Origin of the sequence: Thermomonospora echinospora (assembly GCF_900108175.1) — a bacterium.
Classification (GTDB): domain Bacteria; phylum Actinomycetota; class Actinomycetes; order Streptosporangiales; family Streptosporangiaceae; genus Thermomonospora; species Thermomonospora echinospora.
The window spans coordinates 272,618-292,326 of the sequence record NZ_FNVO01000003.1; the positions used below are offsets into that span (position 1 = coordinate 272,618).

11 protein-coding genes are annotated in these 19,709 nt (G+C 71.0%); 9 read left to right on the forward strand and 2 right to left on the reverse strand.

All coding sequences use genetic code 11. The annotated features are described in order from the left end of the window. Positions 1 to 132: 132 nt before the first annotated feature. On the reverse strand, positions 133 to 2,694 hold the full coding sequence (locus tag C4U03_RS08760; protein ID WP_200827143.1) for a carbohydrate-binding module family 20 domain-containing protein: 2,562 nt from the start codon (positions 2,692 to 2,694) through the stop codon (positions 133 to 135). A 290-nt stretch (positions 2,695 to 2,984) separates the two neighbouring features. Then, positions 2,985 to 8,606 (reverse strand): pullulanase-type alpha-1,6-glucosidase, encoded by a 5,622-nt coding sequence (pulA, locus tag C4U03_RS08765; protein ID WP_200827144.1) that lies wholly within the window; start codon positions 8,604 to 8,606, stop codon positions 2,985 to 2,987. A gap of 500 nt (positions 8,607 to 9,106) precedes the next feature. On the opposite strand from pulA, the gene C4U03_RS08770 reads away from it, so the two are divergent. From C4U03_RS08770 to C4U03_RS08810, 9 genes are all read left to right on the forward strand, one after another. Further along, the gene (locus C4U03_RS08770; protein ID WP_103937184.1) at positions 9,107 to 10,405 is read left to right on the forward strand and encodes an ABC transporter substrate-binding protein; all 1,299 of its coding nucleotides are present in this window, start codon (positions 9,107 to 9,109) and stop codon (positions 10,403 to 10,405) included. Positions 10,406 to 10,638: 233 nt separating this feature from the next. Next, a complete protein-coding gene (locus tag C4U03_RS08775; protein WP_103937185.1) occupies positions 10,639 to 11,649 on the forward strand; it encodes a carbohydrate ABC transporter permease in 1,011 nt (336 codons plus the stop codon). Beyond that, positions 11,646 to 12,521: a carbohydrate ABC transporter permease gene (locus C4U03_RS08780; protein WP_103937186.1), complete on the forward strand. Its 876-nt coding sequence runs from the start codon at positions 11,646 to 11,648 to the stop codon at positions 12,519 to 12,521. Before C4U03_RS08775 ends, C4U03_RS08780 begins: the two co-directional genes overlap by 4 nt. 109 nt (positions 12,522 to 12,630) lie before the next feature. Then, on the forward strand, positions 12,631 to 14,298 hold the full coding sequence (locus C4U03_RS08785; RefSeq protein ID WP_103937187.1) for a glycoside hydrolase family 13 protein: 1,668 nt from the start codon (positions 12,631 to 12,633) through the stop codon (positions 14,296 to 14,298). Positions 14,299 to 14,302: 4 nt separating this feature from the next. After that, positions 14,303 to 15,343, forward strand: coding sequence for a LacI family DNA-binding transcriptional regulator (locus C4U03_RS08790; protein WP_103937188.1), 1,041 nt, complete (start codon positions 14,303 to 14,305; stop codon positions 15,341 to 15,343). 42 nt (positions 15,344 to 15,385) lie between these two features. Next, the gene (locus C4U03_RS08795; RefSeq protein WP_103937448.1) at positions 15,386 to 16,969 is read left to right on the forward strand and encodes a condensation domain-containing protein; all 1,584 of its coding nucleotides are present in this window, start codon (positions 15,386 to 15,388) and stop codon (positions 16,967 to 16,969) included. Positions 16,970 to 16,993: 24 nt separating this feature from the next. Further along, complete coding sequence (locus tag C4U03_RS08800) at positions 16,994 to 18,007, forward strand: LacI family DNA-binding transcriptional regulator (protein WP_103937189.1); 1,014 nt, start codon at positions 16,994 to 16,996, stop codon at positions 18,005 to 18,007. Between the two features lie 108 nt (positions 18,008 to 18,115). Continuing rightward, positions 18,116 to 18,391, forward strand: a complete 276-nt coding sequence (locus C4U03_RS08805; protein WP_160146932.1) for a phosphopantetheine-binding protein — start codon at positions 18,116 to 18,118, stop codon at positions 18,389 to 18,391. Further along, on the forward strand, positions 18,388 to 19,707 hold the full coding sequence (locus C4U03_RS08810; RefSeq protein ID WP_103937191.1) for an MFS transporter: 1,320 nt from the start codon (positions 18,388 to 18,390) through the stop codon (positions 19,705 to 19,707). The genes C4U03_RS08805 and C4U03_RS08810 overlap by 4 nt, the downstream gene beginning before the upstream one ends. The last annotated feature ends 2 nt before the right edge of the window (positions 19,708 to 19,709 follow it).

Here is a 19,709-nt window from a genome sequence, read left to right on the forward strand (position 1 = left end):
GGAGGAGCGGCCGTCGCCCTGTGCGGTATCTCCTACGGAGCCGAATGCGCGGAGCCCGCCGCGGGGTGATCCCGGCGGCGGGCCCGTTCCCGGCGTCGGGAGGGTCACTCCCGGCGCCGGGCGTTCACAGGGTCAGCGGCGGAACCAGCCGTCGTTGAAGACGTGCTCACCGCTTCCGGTGGTGGTGGCGGTCCGGTTGCCGCCCTGCTCCCAGATGACCGGGTCGTTGTCCTTCTTGATGATGTACTTGTACGCGATGGGGGTGTTGGCGGGCAGCGCGGCCGAGCCCGACCAGTGGGGGTAGGTGCCGGCGTCGGTGTTGAGCTTGACCGCGTGGGCCGGGTTCCAGTTGCCCAGTTCGGGGATGTTGCCGACCACGTACACGTCCTGGCCCACGACGGTATGGGCCTGCAGGTTGTACTTGCCGGTGACGCCGGTGGACGGGCTGTCGCCCCGGAAGGAGCCGTCGTTGCGGGGCAGTTCGCCGTTGGCGGGTGTGGTGAAGGTGCGGTCCGCCCCCTCCTCCCAGACGACCTGGCCCCCGTTCTTCTTGATGTACTTGTAGGCGACCGCGGTGTTGGGCTTGAGCGTGACGCTCCCGCGCCAGGTCGGGTACGTGCTCTGGTCGGTGTTCAGCTTCACGGCGTTGGCCGGGTTCCAGTTGCCCAGTTCGGCGGTGTTGCCGACCACGTAGACGTCCTGGCCGGAGACCGTGGACGCGGTCACCGTGAAGTTGACCTTGACGTCCTCCACCGGGTTGGGCGCGTCGCCCCAGGTGTCGCTGCGAGTGGCGGTGCCGCCGTTCGGGGTCTGGAAGGTGCGCGACCCGTACGGGTCCCGGGTGACCGTGCCGTCGGCCTTCTTGGTGAAGTACCGGTAGGTCACGCTGGTGTTGGGCGGCAGGTCCTGGACGACGGCGGAGCGGGTGCCGCCGCTGGCGGTCAGGGCGATGGCGTTGCTCTCGTTGTCGCCTCCCAGTTGGGGGACGTTGCCCACCACGTAGGCGGTCTCCCCGGCCGGCACGTTGCCCGTCAGGTTGAACGTGGTGTCGACCGGCTCGGCCTGGCCCGGGCTGTGCAGGGCACCGACATGGATGGCCAGGGCGCTCATCGAGGGCACGTTGGCCTGGAAGGTCCCGTCGGCCTGGACCTGGATGATGTTGTTCGCGTTGCCGCAGGTCCTGGTCTGCGCGTTGTAGTTGCCGTTGATGACGTTGCAGTAGGTGCCGGCCGGCAGCCGGGTCTTGTAGGTGCGGTTCCAGCCGCTTCCCTGGTCACGGTTGATGACCACGTAGCCCTTGTTGCCGCGGCTGAAGGCGACCTTCCCGCCGGCGGTGCCGTCGGTGTAGTCGCTGTACCAGTCGCGCTCGTCCTGCGGGAGGGTCTTGGAGACCGTGGTGCCCGCCACCGCGTTGCGGAAGCCGACCATGTCGGCCATCTCGCTCCAGCGGTGCTCACAGACCCACTCGCCGGTGCCGCAGTCGACCTGCTTGGTGGTGCCGTCGGAGGTCCGCGGCGGGCTGGTGTCGCGGGTGGTGAAGGCGAAGCTGGACATCAGCAGCGGCGTGCCGTAGTCCCAGCCCATCATGAACACGTTGGCCAGCTTGTAGCGGGCGCCGTCCTTGTAGGTGAGGATCTTCCGGTCGTAGCCGCCGTTGGCCTGGGACAGGGCGTCCCGCTGGCTGTCGTGGTTGTCGATCATCACGATCGCCTTGGAGCCGGGCTGCATGCGGTCGCCCCAGCCGTTCGGGTAGGCGTGCAGGCCGTGGATGCCGTCGTCACGGGTGCTGGCGTTCCAGAACTTCTGGGAGATGTGGTCGCCGAACTGGACCTCCTTCAGGTCCCCGCTGCCCTGGTACTCGTTCGGGTGGATCGGCTCGCCCGCCCCGAACAGCACCTCCTGGTAGACGTACGGGTTGCGGACGCCGTTGGCGGGGAAGCCGGGGTCGTTGCTGATCTGGCTGCGCATCTCGTTGACGATGGCCAGCAGGTCACCGGCGGGGATGTGCTTGGCCGCGTCGAGCCGGAAGCCGTCCACGCCCAGGGACGCCAGGTCCTTGAGGTACTTGGCGATGCGGGTGCGCACGTAGGACGACTCGGTCTTCAGGTCGGCCAGGGCCGCCAGCTCGCAGTTCTGCACCTCCCACCTGTCCTGGTAGTTCTTGATGTCGCGCTTGCAGTCGTGGAAGTCCTGCGGGCTGAACGTGCCCGGGTAGGTGTACTTGTCCGGGAACGTGGTGCCCGCGCTGCCGATCCCGCCGTTGGCGCCGGTGGTGTGGTTGATCAGCGCGTCGGCGTAGATCTTGACGCCCTGCGCGTGGCAGCGGGAGATCATGTCCTTGAAGTCGTTCAGGTCGCCACGGCGGGTCTTCAGCTTGGAGAAGTCGCCGTTGTTGTTCGGGTTGGGGTAGCTGACCGGCTGGTAGTCCTGCCACCAGGGGTAGCCGCCCTGACCGGCGTTGGGCAGCACGACGTGCTCGTGCGGCGGGGAGATCTGCACGCCGCCGAAGCCCTTGGGCCCCAGCACGTTCTCGCACTCGGCGGCCACCGACTTCCAGGGCCACTGGAACAACTGCACCATCGCCTTGCGATCACCGGCGGGCTCGGCGCTCGCCGGCGGCGCCGCCAGCGGGCCCGGAGACACGCCGAGTGTGACGACCACAACGGCGGCGAAAGTCGCCAGCGCCGCTAGCATGGGCGTCCAGAGGGGTCTTGTTCTCACTCTCGATTCCTCCTGATCGGGGGCGTGCGCCCCACAGGGGCACTGGCCGGCCTGCACCGCCGACCGGTGTCCCGTTTTCATGCCGTCGGCCGCTCGCCTCGGGCACGGACCACTGCACAACCTCCTCAACCGTTCGGACGGGGTCTGTCATCGGCCCGCAGCCGCCGCGCCGGGTCCCCTCTGCCGGGACGGTGCAGGGAACGTCGGCGCGGCGTGGGCCGCCGGCCCGTGCCACCGGGCCGGAGCTTCGGGTCGGGGCCGGGTCAGGACTGGACGAACACGGCCACCGTCCGGCCCGGGACCTTGAACGTGCCGGTCACCGGGTCGAAGGAGGAGGTCCGCACCACCGGGTCGGTGGAGGCGGCCTGCACCGGGTGCAGACTCACGGCGGCGCCCTTCATGTCGCCGACCGTCTGGCGGTGCTCGTCGGCGTCGCCGTTGAAGACGACCGTGATGGACTTCCACCTGGGGTCCAGGCCGGTGCCGTCCAGCCGCATGGTGATCACGCCGGGGACCTCACCGCGCCCGCTGAGCGGGAACGACAGCCTCCTGCCGACCTCCTCGGCCGAGCCGAGCGAGAACAGCGGCGAGGAGCCCCGGATCCGCAGCAGTTCACCGGTGCGCTCCCGGGCGGCGGAGATGTCCGCGCAGGTGGGCCTGAGCTTCGGATCGGCCAGCAGTGGCCGGGCGTAGATCCACTTGTCGGCGTTGTCGTCGGCCTGCGGCAGCCCGGCGGCGAAGCCGTTGCCGAACCTGCAGTCCCAGAACAGCCGGTTGAACCAGTCGCCGGAGTTGAAGGAGTTGCGGTCCAGCGACTTGGAGCGCAGCCGTTCGGTGCCCGCGTGGACGAACGCGGTGCCCTGGCCGAGCAACGCCGTCGACAGCGACAGCGACTGCATGCGCACCCGGTCGGCCATCGTCGTGCCCTGGGGCAGCTTGTAGGCCAGGATGTCGAACAGCGTCTCGTTGTCGTGCGCGTCGACGTAGGTCACGGCCTCGCCCGGTGCGGAGGTGTAACCGGTGGGCGCGCCGTTGTAGTCGACCTCGGAGCCCTTGACCCGCCGGCCGCTGGAGTCGGTGAAGGTGTAGTCCTTCAGGTTGCCGGTCAGCCCGACCTTGATCTGGTCGCCGTACTTCAGCAGCCTGGCCCGCTGCTGCTCGGCGGTGCCGTTGGCCGGTGAGCCGTTGGGGGCCGTCAGCAGGCCCGAGCCGAACCCCTGGATCCGGGGGTCGGGGTCGAACGGGGTGCCGCCGCGGACCGCGTCGCGCAGCCGGTCGTTGAACGTGCCGATCCCGGTTCCGGCCATGTTGACCTGGGTGGCCTGGGTGAAGCGGGCGTCACCGGCGACCTCGCCGAAATTCCAGCCCTCCCCGTACAGGATGATCGACTTGCCGTCCACCCCGTCCTTGGCGAGGGTCAGCCGGTCGAGCGCGGCGCGCACCTCGATCATGTTGGCCTTGGGGTGGTGGCCCATCAGGTCGAATCGGAAGCCGTCCACCTTGTACTGCTTGGCCCAGGTGACGATGGAGTCCACGACGAGTTTGCCCATCATCGCGTGCTCGGGCGCGGTGTTGGCGCAGCAGGTGGAGTTGGCGACGGTGCCGTCCTCCAGGAGCCGGTGGTAGTAGCCGGGCACGACGCGGTCGAGCACCGACTTGGGGTCCTGCCCGGCGGCGAAGGTGTGGTTGTAGACGACGTCCATCACCACGCGCAGTCCGGAGCGGTTGAGATCGGCGACCATGCCGCGGAACTCCTTGATCCGCGCGGAGCCGTTCGGGTCGGAGGCGTAGGAGCCCTCCGGCACCGTGTAGTGCAGCGGGTCGTAACCCCAGTTGAAGGCGTCCTGGTCGCGGATCTGGGCGATGCACGCCTGCTGGCGGTCGGAGTCGGGCGGCAGCGAGGCCAGGTCGCAGGGCGGCTGCTTCTGGTCGGCGCGCCGCTCGGGCGCGGTGGCGAAGTCATAGGCGGGCAGCAGGTGGACGTACGTGATCCCGTCCGCCGCGAGCCTGCGCAGTTCCTTGGTGCCCTGGCCGTTCCCGCCGAACGCCCCGTAGGTGCCGCGCAGGTTCGCGGGGACGGTCGGGTCGGACGCCGAGAAGTCCCGCACGTGCAGCTCGTAGATCGACGCCTTGTCCTGCCGCACCGCCTCGGGCTTGCGCAGCGACGCCCAGCCGGCCGGGGCGAGCCCGCGGTCCCGCAGGTCGACGAGCTGGCTGTGGGTGGAGTCGGCCGCCAGCGACAGGCTGTAGGGATCGGTGACCGTGTTGGTGACGACCTTGCCCGCCGCCGGGGCGAACACCGTCACCCGGTAGCGGTAGAACCTGCCCTTCCAGCCGGGCGTGCCGGTGACCGACCAGACCCCGGTGGCCTCGTCGCGCCGCATCGGCACGCGCCGCCCGGACAGTTCGAGCTCGACGTTCTGCGCGGTCGGCGCCCACACCGACAGGCGCGGCGTGCCGTGCCGCCACACCGGCCCGAGATCGGCGTTGCGGGCTCCCTTCGCGTACAGGTCGTCCAGGACGCCGGGGATCTGCACGCCGGTCGCGGTGAGCAGGCGTCCCTCGGCGCTGCGCTCGGTGGCGACGACCTGGCCGCGCAGCGCCTCGCGCACCCTGGCCGCGTCGCGCGGGTCGATGGCGAAGGCGGCGTAGGAGGCCAGGTGCGGCCACTTCTTGCGCTGTGCGTCGGTCAACCCGCCAGGCACCCGGGACAGCCGCAGGACGCGGCGGTCTCCGGTCAGCTCGCCGTCCTCGATCTTCAGATCGCCCTTGGGCGAGTACACCAGCGAATAGTGACCGGTGGTGAGGGGCTGGACGTCCCAGGCGACGGTCTTCTCGTCGATCCAGTGCGCACGGGACTTGGTCAGGTCGGCGTCCAGGCCCCGTCCACCGGTCTGCGGGACCAGGTAGCCGGGGGTCGCGGCCTGGAGCCACACCTCGTTGCCGTAGCTGACGAACTCCAGCGACTGGTTGTCGGGCAGGTCCTTCTCGTCGCCCTTGTGAACGATGTAGCTGAGGCCGGCGGCGCCGGGGGTCAGCGGCACCCGGAAGTACACGCCGAAGTCGTCCCGGCCGGCGGGCATCAGCGGGGCGCCCCAGTCGGTCGGCTCGGCGGCACCGGCGCCGAAGACGTGCAGGCCCCAGCCGTCGTAGTCGCCGTCCGGCCTGCGGTAGTGCAGGATCGCGACGTTGTCGGCGGCGGCGCTCGTGGAGTGCACCTTCTCCTTGCCGGAGTCGATCCAGCCCTCGGGCTGGGCGGAGGGGACCAGCGACTGGTCGGGACCGGGGTCCTTGGTGTCGCCCTTGTGGACGATGAAGTTCATCGGCGCGTCGGCGTCCTTGAGCGGCACCTTCCAGTAGACGCCGTAGGAGTCCTCACCGTCCGGCTCTCGGGGCTTGGCCCACTCGGTGGGCACGCCGTCCGCGAGGCCGTCGCCCCACAGGTGCAGGCCCCAGCCGTCGTAGTCGCCGTCCGGCCGCCGGTAGTGGACGGTGGCGTAGCCCTGGGCGGCGGCCCGTGACCCGTACACCTCGTCCTTGTCCTCCAGCATCCATATCTCGCTGTTCTTGGACGGGTTGACGAAGCGCTCGCCGCCGTCCTTCTCGTCGCCCTTGTGCACGATCAACCCGACGTTGGTGGCGCCCGGCTTCAACTTGATCCAGGCGAACCGGCCGTAGGAGTCCTTCCCGGTGAAAGCCGCCGGCTTGTCCCAGGTGGTGGGCCGCTCGACGTCGCCCCATACGTGCAGGCCCCAGCCGTCGTAGTCGCCGTCGGGACGGTTGTAGTGCACGACGAGCCAGTCGCGCTGGACCTCGCCGGGCTTGGGGGTGGGCGGTTCCTCGCCCACCGTTCCCTGGGCCTTGGCGGAGGCGATGCGGCCGGCGGAGTCGCGGACGACCGCCTTGTAGGTCACCTTGGTCCCGGCGGGCACTCCCTTGAGGTCGTGGAAGACCCGGAAGGGGCGGGCGTCGTCGGTGCCCAGCACCTTCCAGCGCCCGTCGCCGACCTTGGCGGCGAAGGTGACCTGGTCGAAGCCGTCGCCGGGCACATTGGCGGTGATCTCGGCGCGGCCGGTCAGGTCCGCGTCCGGCAGGGTGATGGAGACGGCCGGACCCGCCTGAGGCGCGGCCGGCTCGCGGGCCGCCTTGAAGACCACGGCGGAACGGGCCGGCACGGTCACGGTCAGCGCCTTGTCGGCGCCGCTGGTGACCGGCGCGCCCGCCTGCGGGTAGATCGGGGTGAAGGCCATCCCGGCGGAGAACGTCGGGATCTCGGCCTGCCGCGGCTCGGCCCCGTTGTTGAGGGCGACGACGTACTCGACCTGCTCGCGGGCGTCGATGCGGGAGAAGGCGTAGACGCCGCCTTGGGCGAGCCGTTCGATCTGGGCTCCGTCGCGCAGCGCCGGGTGCTTGCCGGTGAGCTTCGACAGCGTGGAGATGCCCTGGTAGAGGGGGTGCCCGGTGACGAAGTTGTCCTGCGCGTGCGTGGCCCGGGTGCCGATCAGGTCGTCGGAGAGGTACTGCGGGGTCTGCGAGGCGAACATCGAGGCGCGGGCGGCCTTGTCCCCGCCCTGGCCGGTGAAGCCCTGCTCGTCCCCGTAGTAGACCACCGGCTGGCCCCGGGACAGGAACATCAGCTCGTGGGCGAGCATGTCGCGCCGCAGCAGCTCGGCGTCGGAGGCGCCGGGGTTGTCGCGGGAGATGAAGGACCCGATGCGGCCCATGTCGTGGTTGCCCAGGAAGGTGGGCAGCGAGTAGGCGTTGGAGTCGGCGTCGGTGTAGTTGTCGTCGGCCCGGAACAGGCGGCTGAGCGTGTCGGCCCCCGCGTCCTGCGCGACGAAGGAGCGGGCGGCCTGCTGGAACGGGAAGTCCAGCACGGCGTTCATGCCGCCGGTGGTGGAGTACCGCGAGGTGAACTGCGGGTCCTCGCTGTAGACCTCACCGAAGGTGAAGAAGTCCTTGGTGCCGATGCGCTGGGCGTACCCCTGCACCTCGGGGGCGAACTTCTGCCAGAACTCCATGTTGACGTGCTTGGCGGTGTCGATGCGGAACCCGTCGATCCCGGCCTCGCGCACCCACGTCTTGTAGATGTCGGTCATGCCCTTGACGACCTCGGGACGCTCGGTCCACAGGTCGTCCAGGCCGAAGAAGTCGCCGTACTCGCTGCTCTCGCCGGCGAAGGTGGAGTCGCCGCGGTTGTGGTACATCGTCGGGTCGTTCAGCCAGGACGGCTTCTTGGTCACGCCCTTGATCGGGGCGGGGGTGTAGGGGAAGGAGCCGGGGCCGACCTTAGGGAAGGGCTTACTCCCGTCGGCGTACTCACGGTCGTCGAAGGGCCTGCCCTTGGAGTCCAGGTAGGGGTAGGCGGCCTTGGAGCGGTACCCGTACTGCTGTTCGGCGTAGTCGATGCCGTCGGCGGTGTGGTTGGTGATGATGTCGAAGAAGACCTTCATCCCCCGCTTGTGGGCCTCACGGACCAGCTTCTTCATCTCGGCGTTGGTGCCCAGGTGCGGGTCGATGCGGGTGAAATCGGTGATCCAGTAGCCGTGGTAGCCCGCCGAGGCGGCCGCCCCGGCACCCTGCACGGGACGGTTCTGGAACACGGGGGTGATCCAGACGGCGGTGCTGCCCAGGCCCTTGACGTAGTCCAGCCTGTCGATCAGGCCGGCCAGGTCGCCGCCCTGGTAGAAGCCGGTGTCCTTGGGGTCGAAGCCGGTGGTGAGCCGGTCGCCGGACAGCCCGCCGGTGTCGTTGCGGCGGTCACCGTTGGCGAAGCGGTCGGTCATCGCGAAGTAGAAGCGTTCGCGGGTGAGGCCCGGACGCACGGCGGTGCGGGCCAGCATCCGGTCCCCGGGCTCGGCGGTCCGGCTCAGCGGGGAGGTCACGGGCCGGGCGGCCGCCTCCGGCGGTGGCTGGACGAGGGGTCGAGGGGCTTCGGCGGTCCCGTGGTGCCGCCGTGGGCGGGTGGGGCCGACAGGAGGGGGATCGCCATGGCGGCGGCGGCGAGCACGGCGGTCAACGGCCGGAGCCGACCTGCCGTACGCCGTGGATGGGGGGCATGGACCACGTGGGCCTCCACGGATTTCAACCAGGTTGCCGTGAAGTTACATAGCCTTGCAGCCTCCTGCAAGGTCTCAGAAAGAAATTTCAACCAGTGGGCTGGAAGATCGACCGGCACCGAGGGCCTCCCGCCCCCTAAGACGGACCCCACCCCCTTCCTTGGCCGGCAGCCAGGCCGATGCGAGTGACCCAGGTAACATTCCAGCCACGATGGCTCTGCAACTTTCTGCAAGTTGTTTACGTCCTTGCAATCACTTGCTAACGTCCTCGCACTGAACCACCCCGTTCAGTCCCACGAACGGCCCCCTCGGGACAAGGAGGACATATGCGGCGCACCCCCCTGGTCAGCGTGCTCGCCGGCCTTGCGCTCGCGCTGACCGCATGCGGCGGCGACGGCGACGGCGACACCACGACCGCCGGCAGCGGCGGCGGTGAGCTCACCGGGCGCGGTCCGATCACCCTGGTGTCGGGCAAGGACCGCTCCGGCAACATGCAGAAGATGGTGGACGGCTGGAACGCCGCCCACCCCAACGAGACCGTCCGGATCATCGAGCTGCCCGACGAGCCCAACGACCAGCGCCAGCAGATGATCCAGAACGCCACCACCAGGTCCGACGCCTACACCGTGCTCAACCTGGACGTGGTGTGGACCGCGGAGTTCGCCGCCAACCGCTGGCTCGCCGAGCTGCCCAAGAACCAGCTCGACACCGCCAAGCTACTGCCGGCCACCGTCACCACCGGCGAGTACCGCGGCCGGCTGTACGCCATGCCGCTGACCTCCGACTCCGGTCTGCTGTTCTACCGCACCGACCTGCTGAAGAAGGCCGGCGTCAGCGAGCCGCCCAAGACCTGGGCGGAGATGTGGGACGCCTGCGACAAGGTCAAGAAGCTACCCGAGGGCAAGGGCGTCGACTGTTACCTCACCGAGGTCGGCAAGACCGAGGGCCTGACCGTCACGGCCGCCGAGGCCATCAACAGCACCGGCGGCAACATCGTGGACGCCTCCGGCAAGCCCGCCGTCAACACCCCCCAGGCCAAGGAGGGGGTGGACTTCCTGGTCAACGCGATCAAGGACGGCCGGATGCCCAAGGCGGCGCTCACCCTGGACGGCGAGGGCGGCCGGCGCCACTTCCAGGCCGGCAAGCTGCTGTTCCACCGCCAGTGGCCCTACCAGTATGGGCTGGCCAACACCGACGACGGCTCCTCCAAGGTCGTCGGCAAGTTCGCGGTGGCGCCGATCCCCGGCCCGAACGGGCCCGGCGCGGCCAACCTGGGCGGCCACAACTACGCCATCTCCGCCTTCGCCAAGAACAAGGCCACCGCGCTGGACTTCATCAAGTACATGGCCGACGAGAAGCAGCAGAAGGCCAACTCCCTGGCCACCTCCCAGGCCCCGACGGTCGCCGCGCTCTACGACGATCCCGAGATGATCAAGAAGTACCCGTACCTGCCCACGCTCAAGGCGGCGATCCAGAACGCCAAGTCCCGGCCGGTGGTGGTCCGCTACGGCGACGTGACCGCCGCCATCCAGGGCTCGGTCTATGACGCGCTCGGCGGCAAGACCCCGACCGGCCAGGCCATGACCGACCTGCAGAACAAGCTCACCGAGCTCACCACGCCGTAATCCGGCCACGGCATGCCGTGACGGGCCGCCGACCACGAGTCCGGCCCGTCACGGCGCACCATCGTGTCAGTGCTCCCCCACGGCGGGGACCGTCCGACACCTCCCCGAGGGCCGAGGCGTCCGGAGACGGTGGGGCGGGTGACCGCAGCGGAGCGAAGGACCACCTACCTGCGCCTCGGGGGTCCAGGGCGCGACCACGGAGAGCAGGTCAGGGATGGAGGAGTAGAGGTCTCATGGCCACCACCGTCAAGAACAGGCCGGACGCCGTGCCGCGCCCGGCCGCCGGGGCCCGCCGCGGCCGCCGCCCCAAAGGGGACGCGCAGAGCTCGCGCCGGCTGGCCGCCGTACTGCTGTCGCCGACGCTGCTGGTGCTGGCACTGGTCGTTGGATACCCGGTGATCGCCGGGTTCCGGGAGTCGCTGTACTCGCGCGGCCAGCAACTGGATGCCGACGGCTTCGTCGTCGAGGGCGAGCGGTTCGTCGGACTCGACAACTACACCGCGGTCTTCAGCGGAGACCGCGGCGACGCGTTCTGGAACGCCTTCTACAACACCACGTTCTTCACCGTCACCACGGTCGCGCTGGAGACCGTGATCGGCGTCGTGATGGCGCTGATCATGCACCAGGCGTTCCGCGGGCGGGCCTTCGTGCGCGCCAGCATCCTGGTGCCGTGGGCGATCCCCACCGCCATCTCCGGCCTGCTGTGGCGCTGGATCTTCCAGCACGACGGGGTGGCCAACGCCGTCCTCCGGCAGCAGGTGCTGTGGACCGCCGACGGTTTGGAGTCCAAGATCGCGGTCATCATCGCCGAGGTGTGGAAGACCTCCCCGTTCATCGGGCTCCTGGTGCTGGCCGGCCTGCAGATGATCCCGCGCGAGGTCTACGAGGCGGCCCGGGTGGACGGCGCCGGCCCGCTGCAACGGTTCTGGCGGATCACGCTGCCGCTGGTCAAGCCCACGCTGCTGGTCGCGGTGCTGTTCCGGATGCTGGACGCGCTGCGCATGTTCGACCTGCCGGCGGTGCTCATCGGCGTCAACAAGGACTCCGTGGAGACGCTGACGATGCTCTCCTGGTTCGAGGCCAACAACGTGCGGTACGGCTCCGCCGCCGCCTACGCCACGATCCTGTTCGTCTACATCGCCGTCATCGCGTACCTGTTCGTCAGGCTGCTCGGCGCCGACATCATCGGCCAGGCGAAGCAGACCGGTAAGCAGCGCCAGACCAGAAAGAAGGCGAAGGCATGACCGCCGTCCGCGCCCCACGGGCCGCCGCCCGCCCCGCCAAGCCCTGGCCGGCCAGGCTGCGCGGAGCGCTCCCCTATGCGGGCATCGCGCTGGTCGCCCTCTACTGCCTGGCGCCGTTCTACTGGATGGTCATCTCCGCCTTCCGGCGGCCGCAGGACCAGTTCGACAACACGCCGGTACCGGTGCGCTGGTCGGTGGAGAACTTCACCGCCGTCTTCGGCGGCAACAACGACTTCGGCCGCGCCCTGCTCAACAGCCTGATCGTGGCCGGCACCACCACGGTGCTGACGCTGGTCATCGGGGTGTTCACCGCCTATGCGCTGGCCCGGCTGAACTTTCCGTTCAAGAACGCGGTGCTGGGGATCATCATCGCCACCACCATGTTCCCCGGCATCTCCCAGCTGATCCCGCTGCTGAAGCTGTTCACCGACATCGGGTGGATCAACACCTACCAGGCGATGATCCTGCCCAGCCTCGGCTTCGCACTGCCGCTGACGGTGTGGATGCTGACCACCTTCTTCCGCCAGCTCCCATTCGAGCTGGAGCAGGCGGCGATGGTGGACGGCTGCACCCGCGGCCAGGCGTTCCGCAAGATCATCGTGCCGCTGGCCGCGCCGGGAGTGTTCACCACCGCCATCATCACCTTCATCGCGGCCTGGAACGAGTTCGTCATCGCGCTGAGCGTGGTCAACGAGCAGCAGATGCAGACCGCCACCGTGGCCATCTCCAAGTTCACCGGGATCAGCGGGCACGACCAGCCGTTCGGCACCCAGATGGCGGCCGGGGTGATCGTGACGGTGCCGCTGGTCATCGTGGTGCTGATCTTCCAGCGGCGGATCGTCGCCGGGCTGGCCGCCGGTGGCGTCAAGTGAGCCCCCTGCGAGTCCGCGGCCGGGCGCCGCCCGGCGCCGGCCGGATCGTGAAGTGTCCAGTGCCGGGCCGGCGGGCCCGCCTTCTCTTCGATACCTGCAGAGGAAACCGATGACGCAGCACATCGTCGACGTCTCCGACCAGGCCCCGGCCACCTCCGGGGCGACCTCCCGCTGGTGGCGGGACGCGGTGATCTACCAGGTCTACGTGCGCAGCTTCGCAGACTCCGACGGCGACGGGATCGGCGACCTGGCGGGCATCCGCAGCCGACTGCCGTACCTGGCGGAGCTGGGCGTGGACGCCCTGTGGATCACCCCGTTCTACACCTCGCCGATGGCCGACTTCGGCTACGACGTCGCCGACTACCGCGACGTGGACCCTATCTTCGGCTCCCTGGACGACGCCCGGGAGCTGGTCCGCCAGGCGCACGGGCATGGTCTGCGGATCATCGTGGACATCGTCCCCAACCACACCTCCGACCAGCACCTGTGGTTCCGGGAGGCGCTGGAGGCCGCGCCCGGCAGCCCGGCCCGCGACCGCTACTTCTTCCGGGACGGCCGCGGCACCGACGGCTCGCTGCCGCCCAACGACTGGGAGTCGGTGTTCGGCGGCCCGGCCTGGACGCGGGTGCCCGACGGGCAGTGGTACCTGCACCTGTTCGCCCCCGAGCAGCCGGACCTCAACTGGAACAACCCCGAGGTCCCCGCCGAGTTCGCCGACATCCTGCGCTTCTGGCTGGACATCGGGGTGGACGGCTTCCGGATAGACGTGGCGCACGGCATGGTCAAGGCCGAGGGGCTGCCCGACGTCGGATGGCAGGGCCAGGTCACCATGCTGGGCCGCAACATCCTGCCCTACTTCGACCAGGACGGGGTGCACGAGATCCACCGGTCCTGGCGGCGGCTGCTGGACTCCTACCCCGGCGAGCGCATCGGGGTGGCCGAGGCGTGGGCGCCCACGCCCGAGCGGCTGGCCCGCTACGTGCGGCCCGACGAGCTGCACCAGGCGTTCAACTTCCACTACCTGACCGCCGACTGGGACCACCGCGCCAAGCGCGAGGTGATCGACGAGTCGCTGCGCACCACCGGGCTGGTCGGCGCGCCGACCACCTGGGTGCTGTCCAACCACGACGTCAAGCGGCACGTCACCCGGTACGGCGGCGGCGACCTGGGGCTGCGGCGGGCCCGCGCCGCCGCGCTGCTGATGCTGGCGCTGCCCGGGTCGGCCTACGTCTACCAGGGCGAGGAGCTGGGCCTGGCCGAGGTGCTGGACCTGCCAGCCGAGTACCGGCTGGACCCGCAGCGGGCCCGCGACCCCGAGTCGGGCCGCGACGGCTGCCGGGTGCCGATCCCCTGGTCCGGCGACGAGCCGCCGTTCGGGTTCGGGCCGGGCGGCGAGAGCTGGCTGCCCATGCCGGAGCACTGGCGGGAGCTGACCGTGGAGCGGCAGGCGGCCGACCCCGACTCGACGCTGTCGCTGTACCGGCGGGCGCTGCAGATCCGGCGCGCGCACCCGGCGCTGGGCGACGGCCCGCTGCGCTGGCTGGTCGGCCCGCCCGGGACGCTGGTGTTCTCCCGTGACCCCGCCGGGGGCGAGGCCGGGACCGGTTCGCTCACCTGCGCGGTCAACATGAGCGACCGCACGGTGCGGGTCCCCGTCTACGGCCGCCCGCTGCTGGCCAGCGGGCCGGTCAGGCCGGACGGCGATTGCCTCGTGCTGCCCCCCGACACCGCCGTATGGTGGGACGGCGCGGCAGCCGACAGCGCGGGGAGAGAGTAGATTCATGGCCGTGACCATGCGCCTGGCCGACATCGCCAATCACGCCGGGGTCAGCGAGGCGACCGTCAGCCGGGTGCTCAACGGCAAGCCGGGGGTGGCCCCGGCGACCCGTCAGGCCGTCCTGACCGCGCTCGACGTGCTCGGCTACGAGCGCCCGGCCCGGCTGCGCCAGCAGCGGGCCGGGTTGATCGGGCTGATCGTGCCGGAGCTGACCAACCCGATCTTCCCGGCGTTCGCCCAGGTCATCGAGAACGCGCTGGCGTTGGCCGGGTACACGGCGGTGCTGTGCACCCAGACCCCCGGCGGCATCACCGAGGACGACTACACCGAGCTGCTGATGGAGCGCGGGGTCTCGGGGATCATCTTCGTCAACGGGCTGCACGCCGACTCCCGCTCCGACCGCGCCCGCTATATGCGGCTGATCGACCGCGGCCTGCCGATCGTGCTGATCAACGGGTACCGCTCCGACATCACCGCGCCCTACATCTCCAACGACGACACCGCCTCGCTGGAGATGGCGGTGGGCCATCTGGCCTCGCTGGGGCACCGGCGGATCGGGCTGGCGGTCGGGCAGGAGCGGTTCGTGCCCTCCATCCGCAAGACCGAGGGCTTCCGCAAGGGCATGGCCGAGCACCTGCGGATGACCGACGTGGACGACCTCATCGTCAACACGCTGTTCACCGTGGAGGGCGGGCAGGCCGCCGCGCAGGAGCTGATCGACCGCGGTTGCACGGCGATCTGCTGCGGCAGCGACATCATTGCCATCGGGGCTATCCGGGGGGCGCGCCAGCGTCATCTGCGGGTGCCCGAGGACGTGTCGGTGGTGGGGTTCGACGACTCCCCGATGACCGCCTACCTCGATCCGCCGCTCACCACCGTCCGCCAGCCCGTCCGGGAGATGGGGCTGGCGGCGGTGGGCAGTCTGCTGGAGGAGATCGGCGGCACCAAGGCGCCGCGCACCGAGCTGCTCTACCGGCCCGAACTGGTGGTCCGCCGCTCCACCGCCCCGGCTCCCGCCAAGCTGCGGACCGTCGCCGACGCCTGAGCGGCGGCCTGCCCCCGGTCCGTTCTGCCTGTGGAGGCGCTGATGCCCCCTGCCCGTACCCCCGGGTCCACCGAGCAGGCGCTGGCCGCCATCTGGCGGCAGGTGCTGCGCGTGCCCTCGGTGGCCCCCGACGACGACTTCTTCGAACTCGGCGGTGACTCCTTCCAGGCCGCCAAACTGGCCGCCCTGGTGACCGAGCGGCTGGGGGTCGCCGCCCCGCCGGCCCTGGCTCTCAACCGGCCCGGTTTCGCCGGGCAGCTCCGCTGGCTCCGGGAGGCGGGGCCGGCCAGGGGGCCGGACGGCCCTCCGGTGCCGGACGCCGTCGGGGGGCCGCCGCTGAGCACCCAGCAGGAGGACTTCCTGACCTGGATGTTCGAGACCGAGCCGGTCCGCGACGTCGGCTCGGTCAGCGTGGCCGTCCGCGTCCGCGAGGAACTCGACGTGGCGGTGCTGTCGCGGGCGCTCGGCGTCCTGGCCGAACGCCACGAGGCCCTGCGCACCGTGTGCGCTCCGGCCGACGGCGCCCTGGCGGTGTCGATCGCGGACCTGTGCGAGCCCGAGGTCGCCGAGGTGCGGGCGGTCGGTGACGATCTCGCGGTGCGGGAGGCCGACGCCCGCGCGCTGGCCGCGCGGGAGCGCATGCGGATGTCCGACGTCACCCGGGGGCCGCTGGTGCGCGCCCTGGTGATCCGCCTCGGACCGGGTGACCAGGTCATGGTGCTGTCGGTGCACCACTTCGTCTTCGACGGCTGGTCGATGGGGGTGCTGCTGCGGGAGCTCGGGGTGGTCTACTCGGCGCTGCGGGCCGGCCGGCCGGACCCGCTGCGCCCCCTCGCTCTGACGTACTCGCAGTACTGCTCGTGGACCCGGCGGCAGTGGGCTCGCAACCAGGAGTACTGGGAGACGGTGCTGGCGGGCGCGCCGGGCACGGTGTCGCCGTTCCCCGGGCGCCGGGACGCGCCGCGCTTCCGCCGCGCGTTCCACTGGTTCGAGCTGGACGCGGAGTTGGGAGGCGGGTTGCGCGAGGTGGCCCGGGAGCGTGCGGCGACCCCGTTCATGGCGGTGACGGCCTGCTGGGCGGCGCTGCTGGCGGGCTGGACCGGGGTGGACGACCTGCTGCTGATGTCGCCGGTGCCGGGACGGACGGCGCCCGAGCACGAGTCGGTGGTGGGCTGCCTGGTGCAGTCGCTGTACCTGCGGGTGAACGCGGGGGGCGAACCGGGTTTCGACGAGTTGCTCGACCGGGTCAGGGCGGTGGTGCTGGGCGCCGTCGAGCACCAGTTCCACCCCTACCACCTGTGGCGTCCGAGGTTGCCCTACCCGTCCCGGGTCCACTACGAGAGCTGGGGTGACGGGCCCTCCTTCCCGGGGCTGGACTCCGGCCCGTTCCCGCTGCCGCGCGACCCGGAGGAGCTGGACTGGCCGGCGCCGCCGGGCCACTCCGACCTGAGCGCGCCGACGCTGGTGGTGGAGGAGCGCCGGGACGGCTCACTGGCGGCCGCGATCGTCTACAACACCTACGGGTACGCCCCGTCCGTCGCCGAACGGCTCGCCGAGGGCCTGGCGGAGGTCGCCGCCGGCGCCGTCGCCGATCCGCGGCGGACGCCACGAGTCCGCACGGGCTGATGAGCTGCCGTAAAGTCGACAGGTATGGGGTCAGCTCGGCTTTCGGACATCGCTGTGCATGCGGGAGTCAGCGAGGCGACCGTCAGCAGGGTGCTCAACGGCAAGCCCGGCGTGTCGGCGGCCAAGCGGCAGGCGGTGCTCGGGGCACTGGACGTGCTCGGTTATCAGCGTCCGGCGCGGCCCGCGCAACGGCCCCAGGGGCTGGTCGGGCTGATCACCCCTGAGCTGGACAACCCGATCTTCCCGGCCTTCGCCCAGGCGATCGAGCGGTCGCTGGCCCAGCACGGGCACACCACGATCCTGTGCACCCAGGTGCCCGGCGGGGCCTCGGAGGACGAGTTCGTCGACCAGTTGGTCGAGCGGGGCGCCCAGGGCATCGTGTTCGTGTCCGGGCTGCACTCGGACGTGGGCGCCTCGGCCGAGCGCTACGCGCGGCTGCTGGGCAAGGGAATCCCGATCGTCATGATCAACGGGCACAAGCCCGAAACCGGGGCGCCGGCGCTGTCGACCGACGACCGGCTGGCGGCCCGGCTGGCGGTCTCGCACCTGGCGGACCTGGGACACCGGCAGATCGGGCTGGCCGTCGGGCAGCGTCGTTACCTGCCGGCGCTGCGCAAGGTGGAGGGGTTCCGCACGGCGATGGCCGACCTGCTGGGCCTGACGTCGGTGGAGGAGCTGATCGAGCACACCCTGTTCTCGGTGGAGGGCGGGCAGGCCGCCGCGGCGGCACTGCTGGACCGGGGGTGCACCGCTGTCGTGTGCGGCAGCGACCTGATGGCGCTGGGGGCGATCAGGGCGGCGCGCAGCCGGGGGCTGCGGGTGCCCGCGGACGTGTCGGTGACCGGCTACGACGACTCGCCGCTGGTGGCGTTCACCGATCCGCCGCTGACCACGGTGCGCCAGCCGGTGACGGCGATGGCGATGGCGGCCGTGGACACGCTGCTGGAGGCGATGCACGGCGGGGCGTCCCGGGGCATCGAGCTGGTGTTCCGGCCGGAGTTGATCGTGCGCGGTTCCACCGGGGCGGCCCCGCGCTGAAGCCTCTTGCAAGAAGTTTCATAAACTTTACGAAAACCCTTGCCGATCAGGCGGCGGCTGGGGATATTGGGTGCACGCCGACCGGAAACTCCTTGCAAGGAGCCGCACGTGTCACGCACCACCCCCGATGACGACGCGCGTGAACCCGCCGGACCGGACGCGCAGCAGGCACTGGCCGGGCTCTGGCGCCAGGTGCTGCGGGTTCCCCGGGTCGGGCGCACCGACAACTTCTTCGCCCTGGGCGGCACCTCACTGATCGCCGCCCGGGTGCGCCGGGCGATCGAACGGGAACTGGCGGTGGCGATACCGCTGCGCACCCTGTTCGAGGCCGCCGACCTCGCCGGCCTGGCCGCCCGGGTCACCGACGCGCGGGAGCGGCGGTGAGCGCCCCGGCCGGGCTGGCCCGCTTCGGGTGGATCTGGCTCGCCGAGCTGATCTCGGTGATCGGGTCCAGCCTGACCGCCTTCGTGCTGAGCGTCTGGGTGTACGAGCAGACCGGCTCGGAGACCCGCTTCGCCGTCACCATGCTGTGCTCGACGCTGCCGGGCATCCTGGCCGGGCCGGTCGCCGGCTCGGTCGCCGACCGGTTCGACCGGCGGCGGGTGCTGATCGCCGCCGACTGCGGCGCGGCGCTGTGCACGGTGCTGCTGGCCGTGCTGGTCTCGGCGGGCGAGCTGGCGGTCTGGCACGTGTACGCCGTGACGGCGGTGACCGCGGTCTGCGGCACCTTCCACCTGACCGTCCACCAGGCGCTGACGCCGGCGCTGATCCCCCGCCGGCACCTGGGCCGGGCCAACGGGCTGATGCAGACCGCCTGGGGGTTGCAGATCGCCGCGCCGGTGGTGGCCGGCGCCCTGCTGGTGACCGTCGGCGTGCGGGGCGTCCTGCTCATCGACCTGGCCACCTTCGCGGTGGCCACCGTCACGGTCCTGTTGGTGCGGCTGCCGCGCTCGGCCACCAGGCCGGACGGCGCCGCCGAGCGGCCCGCGCCGGTCGCCGACCTGGCCTTCGGGCTGACCTGGCTGCGGCGGCGGCGCGGGCTGTGGCACCTGCTGCTCGTCTTCGCCGCCTTCAACTTCCTGTTCGGCGTCGCGGGCGTGCTCATCCGGCCGCTGATCCTGTCGTTCTCCTCCCCCGCCACGCTGGGCGCCCTGGTGTTCGCCGGCGGCTGCGGCATCTTCACCGGCAGCCTGGTCATGGGCGCCTGGGGCGGGCCGCGCCGCCGGGTGCGGGGCATCTGCCTGTTCATGGCGCTCGGCGGCGGGGCGCTCGCCCTGCACGCCCCGCGGCCGTCCGTCGCGCTGATCGCCGTCGCCGCGCCGACCTTCCTGTTCACGCTGCCGGTGGTGAACGGGACGGTGATGACGATCCTGCAGTCGGCGACCGACCCGGCGGCGATGGGCCGGGTCCTGGCCGCCGCCCGCACGCTCGGCCAGTGCGCGATGCCCTTGGCCTACATGACTGCCGGCCCGCTGGCCGAGCACGTGACGGAACCGCTGATGTCCCCCGGCGGGCCGGGGGCCGGCCTGGGCCCGCTGGTCGGCACCGGCCCGGGGCGCGGCATCGCGCTGCTGTTCCTGGTCTGCGGGGCGCTGATGATCGCCCTCGCCGTCGTCGCGCGCGCCCTGCCGTCACTGCGCGACCTGGAGGCCCGGCCCGACCCCGGCCACCGCACCGATCCCGTCGTCACCACCGCCTGAGG

Coding starts and splice junctions, on each gene's coding strand:
- C4U03_RS08760 (WP_200827143.1), bottom strand. CDS start 2,694: ATGCTAGCGGCGCTGGCGACTTTCGCCGCCGTTGTGGTCGTCACACTC.
- C4U03_RS08770 (WP_103937184.1), top strand. CDS start 9,107: ATGCGGCGCACCCCCCTGGTCAGCGTGCTCGCCGGCCTTGCGCTCGCG.
- C4U03_RS08775 (WP_103937185.1), top strand. CDS start 10,639: ATGGCCACCACCGTCAAGAACAGGCCGGACGCCGTGCCGCGCCCGGCC.
- C4U03_RS08780 (WP_103937186.1), top strand. CDS start 11,646: ATGACCGCCGTCCGCGCCCCACGGGCCGCCGCCCGCCCCGCCAAGCCC.
- C4U03_RS08785 (WP_103937187.1), top strand. CDS start 12,631: ATGACGCAGCACATCGTCGACGTCTCCGACCAGGCCCCGGCCACCTCC.
- C4U03_RS08790 (WP_103937188.1), top strand. CDS start 14,303: ATGGCCGTGACCATGCGCCTGGCCGACATCGCCAATCACGCCGGGGTC.
- C4U03_RS08795 (WP_103937448.1), top strand. CDS start 15,386: ATGCCCCCTGCCCGTACCCCCGGGTCCACCGAGCAGGCGCTGGCCGCC.
- C4U03_RS08800 (WP_103937189.1), top strand. CDS start 16,994: ATGGGGTCAGCTCGGCTTTCGGACATCGCTGTGCATGCGGGAGTCAGC.